The 14,888-nt window shown below is 42.2% G+C and carries 17 protein-coding genes and 2 pseudogenes; 18 read left to right on the top strand and 1 reads right to left on the bottom strand.

Features of this window, described 5'->3' with window-relative positions:
* Positions 1–16: 16 nt before the first annotated feature.
* The 16 genes and pseudogenes from bglH to dbpA all read left to right on the top strand — a co-directional run bounded on the left by bglH (position 17) and on the right by dbpA (position 11,538).
* On the top strand, positions 17–1,426 hold the full coding sequence (bglH, locus tag M1D65_RS19630) for an aryl-phospho-beta-d-glucosidase (protein WP_064671750.1): 1,410 nt from the start codon (positions 17–19) through the stop codon (positions 1,424–1,426).
* A gap of 102 nt (positions 1,427–1,528) precedes the next feature.
* Positions 1,529–1,975, top strand: coding sequence for a universal stress protein (locus tag M1D65_RS19625; protein WP_003227162.1), 447 nt, complete (start codon positions 1,529–1,531; stop codon positions 1,973–1,975).
* A gap of 151 nt (positions 1,976–2,126) precedes the next feature.
* Positions 2,127–3,062 carry a DMT family transporter gene (locus M1D65_RS19620; protein WP_038828926.1) on the top strand — a complete coding sequence of 312 codons (936 nt, stop codon included), beginning with the start codon at positions 2,127–2,129 and terminating at the stop codon, positions 3,060–3,062.
* Between the two features lie 636 nt (positions 3,063–3,698).
* Entirely contained in the window at positions 3,699–3,992 is a 294-nt protein-coding gene (locus M1D65_RS19615) for a DNA-binding protein (RefSeq protein ID WP_250607779.1), read from the top strand.
* A gap of 46 nt (positions 3,993–4,038) precedes the next feature.
* Positions 4,039–4,455 carry a YxiG family protein gene (locus tag M1D65_RS19610; protein ID WP_015714980.1) on the top strand — a complete coding sequence of 139 codons (417 nt, stop codon included), beginning with the start codon at positions 4,039–4,041 and terminating at the stop codon, positions 4,453–4,455.
* Between the two features lie 119 nt (positions 4,456–4,574).
* Positions 4,575–4,901 (top strand): annotated as a pseudogene (locus tag M1D65_RS19605) (DNA-binding protein); the annotation flags it as partial.
* A 72-nt stretch (positions 4,902–4,973) separates the two neighbouring features.
* Positions 4,974–5,447, top strand: a complete 474-nt coding sequence (locus tag M1D65_RS19600) for a hypothetical protein (RefSeq protein WP_282627224.1) — start codon at positions 4,974–4,976, stop codon at positions 5,445–5,447.
* Complete coding sequence (locus tag M1D65_RS19595) at positions 5,444–5,932, top strand: DUF2716 domain-containing protein (RefSeq protein WP_456270700.1); 489 nt, start codon at positions 5,444–5,446, stop codon at positions 5,930–5,932. The genes M1D65_RS19600 and M1D65_RS19595 overlap by 4 nt, the downstream gene beginning before the upstream one ends.
* A 25-nt stretch (positions 5,933–5,957) precedes the next feature.
* The gene (locus M1D65_RS19590; protein WP_456270699.1) at positions 5,958–6,716 is read left to right on the top strand and encodes an Imm26 family immunity protein; all 759 of its coding nucleotides are present in this window, start codon (positions 5,958–5,960) and stop codon (positions 6,714–6,716) included.
* A gap of 20 nt (positions 6,717–6,736) precedes the next feature.
* Positions 6,737–7,219, top strand: coding sequence for a hypothetical protein (locus M1D65_RS19585; protein WP_125121039.1), 483 nt, complete (start codon positions 6,737–6,739; stop codon positions 7,217–7,219).
* Between the two features lie 65 nt (positions 7,220–7,284).
* Positions 7,285–7,569 carry a hypothetical protein gene (locus M1D65_RS19580; RefSeq protein WP_224588569.1) on the top strand — a complete coding sequence of 95 codons (285 nt, stop codon included), beginning with the start codon at positions 7,285–7,287 and terminating at the stop codon, positions 7,567–7,569.
* 18 nt (positions 7,570–7,587) lie between these two features.
* Complete coding sequence (locus M1D65_RS19575; RefSeq protein ID WP_120027644.1) at positions 7,588–7,884, top strand: YxiJ family protein; 297 nt, start codon at positions 7,588–7,590, stop codon at positions 7,882–7,884.
* Between the two features lie 15 nt (positions 7,885–7,899).
* The gene (locus M1D65_RS19570; RefSeq protein WP_456270698.1) at positions 7,900–8,352 is read left to right on the top strand and encodes a hypothetical protein; all 453 of its coding nucleotides are present in this window, start codon (positions 7,900–7,902) and stop codon (positions 8,350–8,352) included.
* A gap of 17 nt (positions 8,353–8,369) precedes the next feature.
* A pseudogene (locus tag M1D65_RS19565) lies at positions 8,370–8,498 on the top strand (hypothetical protein); the annotation flags it as partial.
* Positions 8,499–8,868: 370 nt separating this feature from the next.
* Entirely contained in the window at positions 8,869–10,017 is a 1,149-nt protein-coding gene (locus M1D65_RS19560) for a rhamnogalacturonan acetylesterase (RefSeq protein WP_456270697.1), read from the top strand.
* Positions 10,018–10,098: 81 nt separating this feature from the next.
* Positions 10,099–11,538, top strand: a complete 1,440-nt coding sequence (dbpA, locus tag M1D65_RS19555) for an ATP-dependent RNA helicase DbpA (RefSeq protein ID WP_163135975.1) — start codon at positions 10,099–10,101, stop codon at positions 11,536–11,538.
* A gap of 18 nt (positions 11,539–11,556) precedes the next feature.
* On the opposite strand, the gene M1D65_RS19550 is transcribed toward dbpA, so the two are convergent.
* Entirely contained in the window at positions 11,557–12,843 is a 1,287-nt protein-coding gene (locus M1D65_RS19550) for an MFS transporter (RefSeq protein WP_163135973.1), read from the bottom strand.
* 206 nt (positions 12,844–13,049) lie between these two features.
* Between M1D65_RS19550 and M1D65_RS19545 the strand changes: the two genes are divergently transcribed.
* Positions 13,050–13,730, top strand: a complete 681-nt coding sequence (locus M1D65_RS19545) for a hypothetical protein (protein ID WP_010886641.1) — start codon at positions 13,050–13,052, stop codon at positions 13,728–13,730.
* A gap of 95 nt (positions 13,731–13,825) precedes the next feature.
* On the top strand, positions 13,826–14,659 hold the full coding sequence (gene licT, locus M1D65_RS19540) for a transcriptional antiterminator LicT (RefSeq protein WP_003242598.1): 834 nt from the start codon (positions 13,826–13,828) through the stop codon (positions 14,657–14,659).
* The last annotated feature ends 229 nt before the right edge of the window (positions 14,660–14,888 follow it).

Raw genomic sequence — 14,888 nt, 5'->3', positions numbered from 1 at the left:
TGATGGGGTGATCAATATGAGTTCAAATGCAAAACGATTTCCAGAAGGATTTTTATGGGGCGGCGCAGTTGCTGCCAACCAAGTGGAGGGTGCTTATAACGAGGGTGGTAAGGGGCTTTCGACAGCTGACGTATCGCCGAACGGGATCATGTCTCCATTTGATGAATCAATGACTTCCTTGAATCTGTATCACAACGGGATTGACTTTTATCATCGTTATAAAGAGGATATCGCCTTATTTGCAGAAATGGGATTTAAGGCGTTCCGCACATCGATTGCGTGGACGAGAATTTTTCCGAATGGCGATGAAGAGGAGCCCAATGAAGACGGTCTCAGATTTTATGATGATCTGTTTGATGAGCTGTTAAAGCATCATATTGAGCCTGTCGTAACCATCTCTCATTATGAGATGCCGCTCGGTTTAGTGAAAAATTATGGCGGCTGGAAGAATCGCAAAGTCATAGAGTTTTATGAACGCTATGCCAAAACGGTTTTCAAACGCTATCAACACAAAGTGAAGTATTGGATGACGTTTAATGAAATTAACGTAGTGCTCCATGCGCCATTTACCGGAGGCGGTCTTGTTTTTGAAGAAGGAGAAAACAAATTAAACGCGATGTACCAGGCGGCACACCACCAATTTGTGGCCAGTGCTCTTGCTGTCAAAGCGGGTCACGACATCATTCCTGATTCGAAAATCGGCTGTATGATAGCGGCAACGACAACCTATCCGATGACTTCTAAGCCGGAGGATGTCTTCGCGGCAATGGAGAATGAGCGCAAAACACTTTTCTTCTCAGATGTTCAGGCAAGAGGCGCATACCCGGGATATATGAAACGCTATCTGGCAGAAAACAATATTGAAATTGAAATGGCTGAAGGCGATGAAGAGCTCATGAAAGAACATACTGTGGATTATATTGGATTCAGCTACTACATGTCGATGGCGGCAAGCACAGATCCGGAAGAGCTTGCAAAATCAGGGGGCAACCTGCTGGGCGGAGTCAAAAACCCTTACCTCAAATCATCAGAATGGGGCTGGCAAATTGATCCAAAAGGCTTGCGCATCACGCTCAACACCTTATACGACCGTTATCAGAAGCCGCTGTTCATCGTTGAAAACGGCCTTGGCGCTGTAGACAAGGTTGAAGAGGACGGCACGATTCAGGACGATTACAGAATCAACTATCTGCGTGATCATTTATTTGAAGCGCGCGAAGCCATTGCGGACGGCGTTGAATTAATCGGATACACATCATGGGGGCCAATTGACCTTGTCAGTGCATCTACTGCGGAAATGAAAAAACGCTACGGTTTCATTTATGTGGACAGGGACAATGAAGGAAATGGAACATTTAACCGCATCAAGAAAAAAAGCTTCAACTGGTATCAGCAGGTTATCGCCACAAACGGAGAGAGTCTCTGACAAATTTTTGAAAACTCATGCGCTTCAATTGACAATAACGAAATGCAGACGGACAATAAAAGAGAAAGATGAACCACCCACAGTCCGAAAGGCGGGAAGAGCATGTTTAACAAAATGTTAGTAGCGATTGACGGATCAGACATGAGTGCAAAAGCGCTTGATGCCGCAGTGCATTTGGCAAAAGAGCAGCAAGCGGAACTAAGCATTCTTCATGTGGGGAGAGAAGCCGTCGTCACGACTTCTTCTCTGACGGGAATTGTCTATGTGCCTGAACACTTTATTGATGAAATCAGGAACGAGGTTAAAAAAGAGGGCCTGAAAATCCTTGAAAATGCAAAAGAAAAAGCAGCCGAAAAAGGCGTTCAAGCTGAAACCATTTACGCGAATGGCGAGCCGGCGCATGAGATACTAAATCACGCAAAAGAGAAAGGCGTCAGCCTGATTGTAGTTGGCAGCCGGGGGATCAGCGGCCTGAAAGAAATGATGCTTGGAAGCGTCAGCCATAAAGTGTCTCAATTATCAACATGCCCGGTTTTGATTGTTCGATAGATTTGTAAAAAAAGCGCCCTTGGGCGCTTTTTTTTATTTAGAATAGAAGTGTTATAATATCTACATGTAAAAAAGAGGAATTTTATGTGTAGATTTCTGAATTCATAAAAAACAGTTTATGCTATGCAGTACTGGAGGTAGAATACGTTTGATGCAACAGGATCTTTCCATATCGTCAAAACAAAAATCAACAGCCGTAATCAAAATGGTCATCTCTATGGTGATTTTCGGCTCCATCGGCTTTTTCTCAGAGCATACCAATCTGCCGTCATTTGAATTAGTCTTTGTCCGCTGCCTTTGCGCGACGCTGTTTTTAGGTCTTTGCTGGCTGGCGTCCGGCCAGTATAAAACTGAAAAATGGAGCAAGAGAGACGTGCTGCAAACATTGGCGTGCGGTTTCTTTCTTGTATTCAACTGGGTGTTTTTATTTAAGTCTTTTGAAGAAACGTCCGTTACAATTGCCATCTCCGTTTATCATCTAGCGCCGGTGCTTGTTCTTCTTCTGGGGAGCTTCTTCTACAGAGAGAAATTAAATGTGATCTCCGTCAGCTCCATTATCATCTGCTTTCTGGGAACTGCGCTGATTTCCGGGATTAACGGCAGCACTTCATTGACACAGCTGATGGGATCAGGGATCATATGGGCAGTTCTCGCCGCACTGTTTTATGCGTTCACCACTTTATTGGGAAAAGGCATTCACAATCTCAGTCCTTACACGACCACCTTCTTGCAGACGGGTTTAGGGGTTATCATCCTGATTCCGTTTATTCACTTTGGTGCTTTTGCTGACCTATCTCAGGGAAACTGGATTATGGTGGTATCTACCGGCATCATCCATACGGGTATTGTATATTTGTTGTTTTTTGACAGTTTGCGATTTTTATCGACGAAATTTATTTCAATCATTGTATTTCTCGACCCCGCTGTCGCGATCGTGCTCGATACCGTCTTCACAGGCTTCCGCCCTGACCTCTATCAAACGCTTGGCATCATGCTGATCTTTGCGGGTATGGCCTTGACGCTTGTCAGGAGGCAGGGGAAGGCGAATGTGACAGCTGAGGGTACGGATATTGAACAAATGCAATAATGGAAAAAGTAAAAAGGCCTATGCGGCCTTTTTTGATTCTTAAAATAACATAAACATTCTAGAAAAATATTGTAATCCTATTCCAATGAAGCTAACATGTTAAATCAATAATACAGTTATTTCAAATTATTGGTGCGGAAAAAAGGCTTTCTCAATTAGTAAAAGGAAAAGTGAATGTACTATTTTGATGAAATATCAACTCTTATTGACTATGATTAGCTTAAAAAAAATATAAAACAATAGAGCGTATAATATATTGAAAACTTAGTTGGTATTAAAAAGCGATAGTAATGATTATATATACTCTGCAAGAATCTAAAAATGCAAATGTTGCTCATGAGAATATCATTTTACTAAAAAGACGTTAAGTTAAAGGTTATATTGAGCAGAGTTCATTTAACAGAAAAAACACTTGTTAAAGATTTACTGAATGGGGTCTTCTGCCAAATAGAAATAATAGACTCCGAGACTATCAGAATAGGGACAATAAACAGAGAAAATATTCTAAATATCATTTAACAATTATTTAATAATTTGTTTGGATCTTCAAAGCGAATAATAGAATTCATTCGGTAGAGGATCTTTACCGAATTGTCTGTTGATCATCTGATTGCTTAGCAGGCTTTAATAAAATAAATAGAATTATCGGTATACCAAACGAAGATTGAGTGCGTGGTGATCAATTTGACCGAGCCAAAACTACTAGAATGCATAAATAAAATCAAAAGTGTCTTAAATGGACAAACAACAAGAGAAGAAGTGTCGGATTGGGCTGGAACTTATGTTCATGCGGATGACCCCGAAGTAGAAGATGATAGAGTCTGGAGTATGTTAATCCTTCTAAGTGGGATTGATTTGAAAGATTCTCCTGAAACTTATTTACATTCAACAGATGATTTAAATGATTGGATCAAACAATATATGGAGTAATTTGTGTTTGGTGGTAAGGTGTTATTGATTAAAAAAGAGGCAGGAGATGACAATGTACAAAACAATTAGTGAATGGGTTGATTACATTGATGAGGGGTGCAGTGTCCTTTATTTAGATTTTAATGTGTTTAAAAAAGAGCTCTCACTTAATATAAAGGTTTTTGAAAGTGAAGCTGAATATACCCATAAAATATTATTTCAAAATGTGGCATCCGCTTATTATAGTGCAGATGTTGGCGACATGAGATTGGAAAAAATAGATCCGGAAGAATACAATTGGCAAGTATTTGAGATGAGTTATCATCCAGAAGGAATCGGGAATCTATCAAATTCTATAATTCCGGAGTATCAATCAAATGCTAACTTTCTTATTGACATGAACAGAATGCTGATTGCTATAGAAGCTGAAACAGTTCGCTTTGATGATCAATCGTTTTATGCATATCAATTAAACACTAAATGATTTAAGGCTGAATTGGAAAGTAGATTTATCCCAAAACGATTAATGAAACTAGGCTGTCCGTTACTAATAGCTAATAAATGCTTAATTATCACTTCATTTCTAACCTGGGAGCATAACAAATGAAAAGATTAAAAATGAATAAAATCATCAACATGGACACCCAAGATTGTTTTTTCCATGCTGATCCACTGGGGCGTGTCTACATTGGAAAAGGTGTGAAAGGTGATGTGACCATTTCAATCTATGATCCTTCCGGTGATGTTCGGGATTTTAGAGTGAAAGAGCAGATTGCATATAGCGATATTCAGCTCTTCCAACAATGTGCAGATGGCTATGTCTTCGTTTATTACGAATCGTATGAGCCGAAGGTAAAGGTTTTTTCAGAAGAGGGAAGGGTGAAAAGTGCTTTTCCCTTGCCTTCAGGGGTTTCCTGCTGCCTTTTGGATGAGAAACAAAACCTTTGGGTCGGTTTAAATGATGAAGGCATTTATGATGATGAAAATCCCAACGGCCATAGTGTGTGGTGTTTTACGTTAGATGGTCAGCAGAAGGAAATACACATTGATAGAAAGCTCGAAGAAATGGATGCGCCGGCTGTAGATGATTGTTATGGACTTGCAGAAAAAAACGGCTTGATTTATATGCTGTATTACGGAGATGCAGTCATTGCCGCGTTTGACGACACGGTCGTGAGACGGGTATGGATTCTGTCGGATAAAGAGCCGAACTCAGAAGCATTTTATCAGCTTGCGATATCTGAAGAAGGTTTTTTGGTTGGGACGTTCAATTGTTACAGTGAAGAGCTTGAGTCGTCTCTTTATTTGATTTCTGCCGATGTGAGTCAAGAGATGGAAGAGATAACATGCTGTGACTCGAACGGTGAAGCCCTAGACGTTCAACAGCTGAAACTGACGAGTAACGCTGTTTACGCAGTGGCCTCTTCTGGTGTTTATAAGCAGGATATCCAATATGGTGTAGGGATGAGATCATGATGAATTGGCGCGCTTTAAGTCAGACAAAACAAGACCGCATCTGGTCAGAAGTGAACAAGCTCATAAAATGGAAACCCGGAAGCAGATGTCATCACATCATCCCGTCTGATCCATATCAAGTGTTTGATATTTCTAGCGGGATGAGCGGTAAAGCCAGTAATGATGATGTGGTCAGAGTGCTGAATGATTTAGAGACTTCGATTTTAAAAGCATTTCAATCATGTACTGGAAAACACGATGTGATGTACGCATTAGACTGGCAGCATGACGGATATACCTTTAGTCCTCATCAGGCAATGCCTCAGGATGAATTTGGTGAATGGCCTGTTCCCGTATTTCCAAACGGAGACTATTATTTCTTCTTTCATCAGGACTTCTCTTGGGGACTTTTGGGAGACCCGTGGAAATGTACAATCACAGTGTTTGGTGAGGAGCTGTTGGAGGCGATTGATCATGATCCGCCTATCTTGTTTCAAAATAGATGAGTGTTCTGAAAAACGGAGGTGAAACATGGGCTTTTGGGAAGAAAAATATAAAAATAAAAAGATATTCGTAAGTGATGATGGTTTGGATATTTGTCACGACGCCATCGAAGATTTTCACGCTGTGTTCCTTGAACAATTGGATCGTAAGCCTACTCTAAATGAATTTGTTTATACCCTCTTTCAGGTATTAAACTCAGACGGCGATTCGCTTTTTAAAGAATTAGAAGGAAAACAAGTCACTGACATCAACCTAAAGATGAAAAAAAGAACTACTTTAAGTGAAGTTAGGCCTGGTGTTGTCATTGAAATCCCTTTACGGAAAATCAATCAGTTCACATATGCATTAGTGGTAAAAGGAGATTTAGCAACAGATAAAAATGATGATATTCTCATTCAGTATTTTGATATTTTTACAGATCAACGCTTGAGTAAAAAAGACATTTCTCTCATGATGGCAGAAAAGCAAAGAACCCTTTTTATTGCGAATACAGGATATACAGGCTTTCTTCAGGGGAATTGGAAGGTTGTTTCCAAGGTGCCGATAGATTTGATGAAAAAATTTGATCATTCTACTATAACATTTGTCATGTATGAAGATGGAAAATACCTCATTAGCCAAGACGATTCATTAGCGGCAGAGAGTGATTTAATAGAGGTTGATAAAAAACGGGGGAAGACCTTTAGCAACCCGATTGGGCTATTTGGTCACCTTAGTATTGAGGATATTCTTTATCAATATTTCAAGGGAACCTCGATGGAGGAATTGATTAAGTATGAGTTGTAAGAAGTTATGGTGGAGATCATATGAGCAGATTTTGTCTGGAATATACTGATTCTACTCTTTTTCATTTAAGTGATTTTTTTACCCAATTCCCCCTACGTATCACTGAGTATCATTGGGTCATTGGCGATATTTTAAATATGATGGATGTATCCTCGGATAAGGATCATTGGAACGATATCATTGGCGAGCGTGAAGACTATCTTTTTATCACAGGTGAGGAATTTCATCGTATATTAAATGAATATGAGATTTATGTGATATTTTCTATTTTAACTGCTGTGCCTAAAGAGACGATACTGTATGATATAACACAAGTTCCGTTTGTTGATGGGAATGCTGACTTTTATGAAGATGATTATATCTCCCCTGTGAAAGAATGTATTTTCGAAGTCGGTTTCTTTGATTCAACAGATATTATATTTACAGTGACCGATGAAAACATAGAAAGAATGTTGAAGGATTCTTTTCCTGACTTGAAGCCTTACTGTGAGTATGGAGTATAGGGAAGCCATCAACGGAGGAATCGAAATTGGCAGATGAGTCGAGTATTTCAGGAGCTACTCCTATTTTGTTTCAACATATCAAGAAATGGCGTTTTTATCGGGAAACAGATCACGTTCTTGGTATCATTTATACGATTGAGTTAGCAGCTGTTTATCATTCACGTACGATTGTTGTCATATTCAAAGACGTTTCAGTCGTTACGATACGAGAAATCGAAACCCTATCGAATCTATCAGATGGACTTCTCCATATTGAAATGCAACCACAAGGCACGTACCTTGTGGAAGAATGGGAAGAGCAGACATTCCGCTTTTATTGCCGGCAATATGAGGTGATGGAAGTTGAATAGGGTGAGGAGAGGATCAACGTGCTTCAAAAACTGAGAAAAAGACAGCAAGAGCTTGAAGAAACGCCGTATCCTGATGAATTGTACGGCTTTGAAGCGGAAATCTATGAGTTTTTTATGCTAGTTGATGGCAGTTTGGGTTATGTGCTGGCGAATAAAAGGATGCCCGGGCATCAGTGGCGTTCGTTGGAGAAAAGCTTTTTTGAGCTGTATCCTGACATACTTCCGGATATGATCAAAAACGATAAGGATCTGTATCATCACATTCTCTTGTATGAACAAGTCAGACAAGAGATTTGCGTGGCGCTATCCAACTGATAAGGGGAAGATTTTATGGAAATAACCTCTATAAGCAGTATTGGCAATTTGGACATGATCGAGCTTAAGCCTGACCAAACCGTTATGGCATGCGAACTTGAAGATGCAGAGTCGTTTTATCGTTTTTGGGCAGGGCTTGCCTACGATCGAATCATGATACAGGTAATAACGACTGGTTCGTTTATAGAAGACCTGTCCGAGTATTTTGAAGGTCATGCTTACAAGGTGACGAAACTGGCCAAAAGGGAATTCCATTTCCAATCCATATTACAGGAAGCAGACCGGGATATTGCAGATTTTCTCTTTCTGCTAGCTTCCATCAATGAGGATGTTTTTCTGATCAATGATCCTCAACCGGATAAAAGCTATTTTTCAGAAGGGAAGCTCCAGTGCCTAACGGAATCAGGCGAACGGATCGTGTGGTTTGAATACGATGCTGTAGACATCTATATGGTTGGCGGTAACTAAAAATAGGAGGAATTCATTTGAATATCACACAATACGAGAAAATGAAAAAACATCTTTCTGATGCGGATACAGGTCCATTTACATTAAACGAGTTTTCTTTCTATATGAAAGAAGATGATCGTTATATTCAAATTCCTGTGTTTGAATTAAAACTATCAGCTCAAACCTGTGACATTCATTTGCGGTTTGAAGACATTAGTGCATCAAAGCTGGATGACCTTGAATCCATCGATGCGGTTGAGTTGGAGATTGAACCGACTGACGATCAATGGGAAAGACTCCGTTATTATGTGTATGATCAAGAAGATCAGATGAGTTTCTATTGCGGAGGTTGGGATGTGATCAAGTGTGACAAGAAGTCACACTGATTTTCCCCTTTTTTGCTTGAGACCCCCCTTTTTAAATATGGCACATCAATTTTATTTTTCAACGCCATTTTTTCTGCATTCAGTCATCATAAAGAAACAATCATCGAGTATGCATTAATGTATGCGTTTTCATAGAGGGGGAGTCTTGATGAAAAAATGGATGGTAGCGGTTTTTGTGATGATGCTGATGCTGTGTTTTGGCGGGAATGAGAGTGTGAAGGCAGCGGAGCCGAAGGTGTATCAGTTTGACTTTGGAAGCGGTTCAGTGGAGCCTGATTATATTGGTGTCAGGGCGTCTGATCGGTATGACCGGTCAAAGGGCTACGGTTTTCAAACACCGGAGAATATGAGGGATGTGGCGGCATCCGGGACTGGTGTGAAGAGTGATGCGGTTCAGTTTTTAGCGTATGGGACGAAAAGCAATAACACGTTTAATGTGGATCTCCCGAATGGCCTTTATGAGGTGAAGGTGACGCTTGGCAATACGGCAAGGGCCAGTGTGGCGGCGGAGGGCGTGTTTCAGGTCATTAATATGACAGGGGATGGCGCGGAGGATACGTTCCAAATTCCCGTCACCGACGGGCAGCTGAATCTGCTGGTGACAGAGGGGAAAGCTGGCACCGCTTTTACGCTTAGCGCCTTGAAAATAAAGAAATTGTCTGATCAGCCGGTGACGAACCGAACCATTTATGTCGGCGGCGACTCGACGGTGTGCAATTATTATCCGCTCAACAGCAGCAAGCAGGCGGGCTGGGGGCAGATGCTGCCTCACTATATCGATAAACACACCTTTCAAGTGAGAAACATGGCGTCCGGCGGGCAGATCGCGAGAGGGTTCAGAAATGATGGACAGCTTGAGGCGATCCTGAAGTATATTAAACCGGGAGATTATTTTATATTGCAGCTTGGCATTAATGACACAAATCCGAAGCATAATGAATCTGAAGCGGAGTTTAAAGAGATGATGCGTGATATGATTCGTCAGGTGAAAGCGAAAGGAGCGGACGTCATCCTATCAACGCCCCAGGGCCGGGCAACCGATTTTACTTCTGAAGGCATCCATTCGTCTGTAAACAGATGGTACAGGGCCTCTATTTTGGCTTTGGTCGAAGAGGAAAAAACACACCTCATTGACTTAAATGTCCTCAGCTCGGCATACTTTACATCGATCGGTCCGGAAAAAACACTCGCGCTTTATATGGACGGAGATACGCTTCATCCGAACCGCGCTGGGGCTGACGCACTGGCGCGATTGGCTGTTCAGGAGCTAAAACGCCAGGGAATCGATGGCTTTTAATACATCATTTTTCGTCAAAACACATATGCCTTCGTCAATTAGAGTATAATGAGAACATCTGCAAGAGACAGGAGTTTATACATGAGTCATTTTAAAAACTATCAAATCAGTCATGACATTTTACGAGCATTGGAAGGACTGGGATATACAGAACCGACCAAGGTGCAGCAGAGCGTGATCCCCGCTGCCCTTGAACGAAAGGATCTTGTCGTCAAATCACAGACGGGAAGCGGGAAAACGGCTTCGTTCGGGATTCCTCTCTGTGAGCTGGCGGATTGGGATGAAAACAAGCCGCAGGCGCTTATTTTAACACCGACCCGTGAGCTTGCGGTGCAAGTAAAGGAAGATATCACGAACATCGGACGATTTAAACGGATCAAAGCGACAGCCGTATTTGGAAAATCCTCCTTTGATAAACAAAAAGCTGAGCTTAAGCAAAAAAGCCACATTGTTGTCGGCACGCCGGGACGTGTTCTGGATCATATCGAAAAAGGCACGCTGCCGTTGGATCGTCTCTCTTATTTGGTCATTGATGAAGCGGATGAGATGCTGAATATGGGCTTCATTGAGCAGGTGGAGGCGATTATCAAGCATCTGCCGACTGAGCGCACGACGATGCTGTTTTCGGCGACGCTTCCGCAGGATATCGAGAAGCTGAGCCGTCAATATATGCAAAACCCCGAGCATATCGAAGTCAAAGCGGCCGGCCTAACCACAAGAAATATTGAACATGCGGTGATTCAAGTAAGAGAAGAGAATAAATTTTCATTGCTGAAAGATGTGCTGATGACGGAGAATCCCGACAGCTGCATCATTTTCTGCCGAACGAAAGAGCACGTCAATCAGCTGACCGATGAATTGGATGACTTAGGATATCCATGTGATAAAATTCACGGCGGAATGATTCAGGAAGACCGATTCGACGTCATGAATGAATTTAAACGTAGCGAGTACCGTTACTTAGTGGCGACGGATGTCGCCGCGCGCGGGATTGATATTGAAAATATCTCCCTTGTCATCAACTATGATCTGCCGCTTGAAAAAGAAAGCTATGTCCACCGCACGGGCCGAACGGGACGCGCAGGGAACAAAGGAAAGGCCATTTCGTTTGTCACGGCCTTCGAAAAACGGTTTTTAGCCGACATTGAAGAATATATCGGATTCGAAATCCAAAAAATAGAAGCACCTTCTCAAGAGGAAGTGGCAAGGAAGAAACCAGAATTTCTAGCTAAACTGAATGACCGTCCGGAAAGCAAAAAGGACAAAAGCGAAGAGCTGAATAAAGACATTATGAAGCTGTATTTTAACGGCGGAAAGAAAAAGAAAATCAGAGCCGTTGATTTTGTAGGAACGATTGCCAAAATTGACGGTGTGTCAGCTGACGACATCGGCATCATCACGATCATGGATAACGCCTCATATGTTGAGATTTTAAATGGTAAAGGCCCTCATGTTCTCAAAGTGATGAAGAACACAACCGTCAAAGGGAAACAGCTGAAGGTGAATAAAGCGAATAAATGATGAATGACCTGCTCCCAGTTAAAGGGGCAGGTCATTTTGCTGCTGGCTGACATCTGTGCTGGTTTCCTCAGGAACAAAGGCAAGAATCACAATACCAATCACAAACAAAATGATTAGGCTGAACACGGCAGTCGAGGATTTCCCGGTCAGCTGGGCGGTAACGGCAATGAGCAGCGGCCCCATAATTGAGGCGAATTTTCCAAAAATGTTGTAAAAACCGAAGAATTCATTAGCGTGGCGCTTTGGCACAAGCTTGGCGAAATAGGAACGGCTTAGGGCTTGAATACCGCCCTGCGAGGTGGCGACAAGCATAGCCAGTATCCAGAAATCAATCGTTGTCTTCATAAAATAGGCATACACGCAGACGATCATATAAATGACGATCCCGACGTACAGCATGGTCTTCCCCGTGAAGCGTTCTGCCAGTTTTCCGTATACAATCGAAAACGGTGCAGCGACCACCTGGGTGACAAATAGGATGATCAGGAGGCTTGAGGAACCGATCCCTAAATCTGATCCATAGGATGTCGACATCGTAATAATCGTGCCGACTCCGTCGATATAAAAGAAATAAGCGAGCAAGAAGAGGAAAAGTGCCCGGTATTGCCTGATCCGTTTCATCGTTTGGCCGAGCCGCTTAAAGCTGTTGATGACAATATGAGGTTCTTTTTTGATGTAATAGCGTTGATGGACATGTTTAATCATTGGGATGGTGAACAGCCCCCACCAGGCAGCCGTTATGAAGAAGGACAGCTGGCTTGCGGCCGATACAGACACTGGAATAGTCTCTGCTTGTGCGAGCAGGATGACAGCAATACTGATGATAAATGGAATCGTGCTTCCAATGTATCCTAAGCCAAAACCCCGTGCCGAGACGAGATTCATCCGCTTCTCAGGCGTGACGTCCACGAGAAAGGCATCATAAAACACATTGGCGCCGGAAAAACCGATAGCCGATACCGTATAAAACAGCAACAATAGCAGCCAATGTTCACTAGGGATAAAGGCGAGCATCGCGGTGCTGGCGACACCGGCTGACACAAAGAAACCGAAGAACTTTTTCTTGCACCCTTCATAGTCGGCGATTGTGCCTAAAATAGGGCCGAGCATCGCAAGAATAAACGTTGAAATCGCAATGGTATAGCCCAGATAGGCAGTCGATTGAGCGGCGCTGACACCGCTTTCCGCAGCTGCTGATTTATAAAATAACGGAAATACCGCGGTGGTCACGACAATTGAGTAAGCTGAATTTGCCCAGTCATATAACACCCAGCTGTTTTCTTGTTTCGTAAAACGTTTCATCATCAGAGCCCCTCTCCGGTAACGATACTTCTATTGTACGAGAAATGGGCCTGAAAAGAATGGAATGCACGTCAATTTTTACAAAATATTTATGTTTTTTCGCTTCAAATCATACTTTTGATTTATTGCTGGGGTTAGGTGCATCTGGTACCATTTAACTATATTTTATGGTATTTTCCAGAAGGGATTCAGCAGAGAGGAGACAGAGCATGAGGCGAATAGGCTTGTGTATAAGCCTGCTGGTCACAGTTCTTGTGATGAGCGCATGCGAAAGTGAAGGTGAGGCTCAGATGTTCGCAGACTGTGATCAAAAGACAGTAAAACAAACCGCAGCCAAACCGATGAGCAGTAAGAAAAAGCAGGATTTCCAAGCCCTCGCAAGCGACAGGCAGCTGGCCATTGTGTTCAGTTCCATGATACAAGTGAGCGAAGCATTTGATTATGGAATCGGCAATCCAGAATACTTCGTGCGAATCAGCATGACTGAAGAAGAAGCAGACATTGCGAAGGAGAATCTCGAATCGATTAAGCTTGAGAACAAATCGCTCAAAAAACAAAACAGCGAGGCGGTTGCCTTGCTTCAAAAAACGCGTAATCAAGATATGAGCCGCATCGAAATTCAGCAGCTGACAGAAAATAGAGCCGGTTTTTTTGAGACCGCAGACAGTATGATCAAACTCATCAACCAAGTCACACCGAAAAACGCGAAGAAGACAAGACAGCAGCTGGATCAGCTGAAAAAACAATATACACAATACAGTGCTGAAAGCATTAAAATCATGAACAGCATTGTCAAAAAGCAGAAAGCTGACAAGGCATCATTTGAACGCCATCTGGAGGCGCTGCTTCAAAAACAGCCCGGGCAGCAGGTACGGAGTGAATTGTACTGACCAGCTTCCGTCTTTCCCTGATGATATTGACCTAGTACAAAAAGAATGTACAATCAAGATATAGTCTGTTCTTAGTAGATTTGGAGGGACATGCCATGAAAATTGCGAAGGTGATCAACAATAATGTGATCAGCGTGGTCAATGAACAGGGGAAAGAATTGGTCGTCATGGGCAGGGGGCTCGCGTTTCAGAAAAAGTCCGGCGATGATGTCGATGAAGCCCGCATTGAGAAAGTGTTCACGCTCGATAACAAGGATGTATCAGAAAAGTTCAAAACCCTTTTGTATGATATACCGATCGAGTGCATGGAAGTATCCGAAGAGATTATCAGCTACGCGAAATTACAGCTCGGCAAAAAGCTCAACGACAGCATCTATGTGTCGCTGACCGATCATATTAACTTTGCCATCCAGCGCAACCAGAAAGGGCTTGATATCAAAAACGCCTTGCTGTGGGAAACAAAACGGCTCTACAAAGACGAATTTGCGATCGGCAAAGAAGCGTTGGTTATGGTAAAAAACAAGACTGGTGTGTCTCTGCCAGAGGATGAAGCAGGCTTTATTGCTCTGCATATTGTAAATGCCGAGCTGAATGAAGAGATGCCCAATATTATCAACATTACAAAAGTCATGCAAGAGATTTTGAGTATTGTAAAATACCATTTTAAGATTGAATTCAACGAAGAATCGCTTCACTATTATCGGTTCGTCACCCACTTAAAGTTTTTCGCGCAGCGTCTTTTTAACGGCACTCACATGGAAAGCCAGGACGATTTTTTGCTGGATACAGTGAAAGAAAAGTATCATCGCGCGTATGAATGCACGAAGAAAATCCAAACCTACATTGAGCGGGAGTATGAGCACAAGCTCACAAGTGACGAGCTGCTGTATTTAACCATTCACATAGAAAGGGTAGTTAAACAAGCATAATGAGAGCGCTGACATTTTTGTTTCCTTGTGTTCACTTTTTCTTACATTCACATATGAAAATGGTAGGATTGTTACTGATAAAGCAGGCAAAACCTAAATTACAATGAGTGCGGATCATCTCTGTCTGTGCTGATGGTAATTTAGGTTTTTATTTTTTTCAGAGGAAAGATGATGATAGTTACAGGATTCAAGTCAGTAAGATTCGATATTATCATTATTTTGACCGATG

The sequence above is a fragment of the Bacillus sp. JZ39 genome (genome assembly GCF_053903145.1).
The sequence above is the reverse complement of the archived record's forward strand: the minus strand, read 5'-3'. Positions and strand labels throughout refer to the sequence as shown.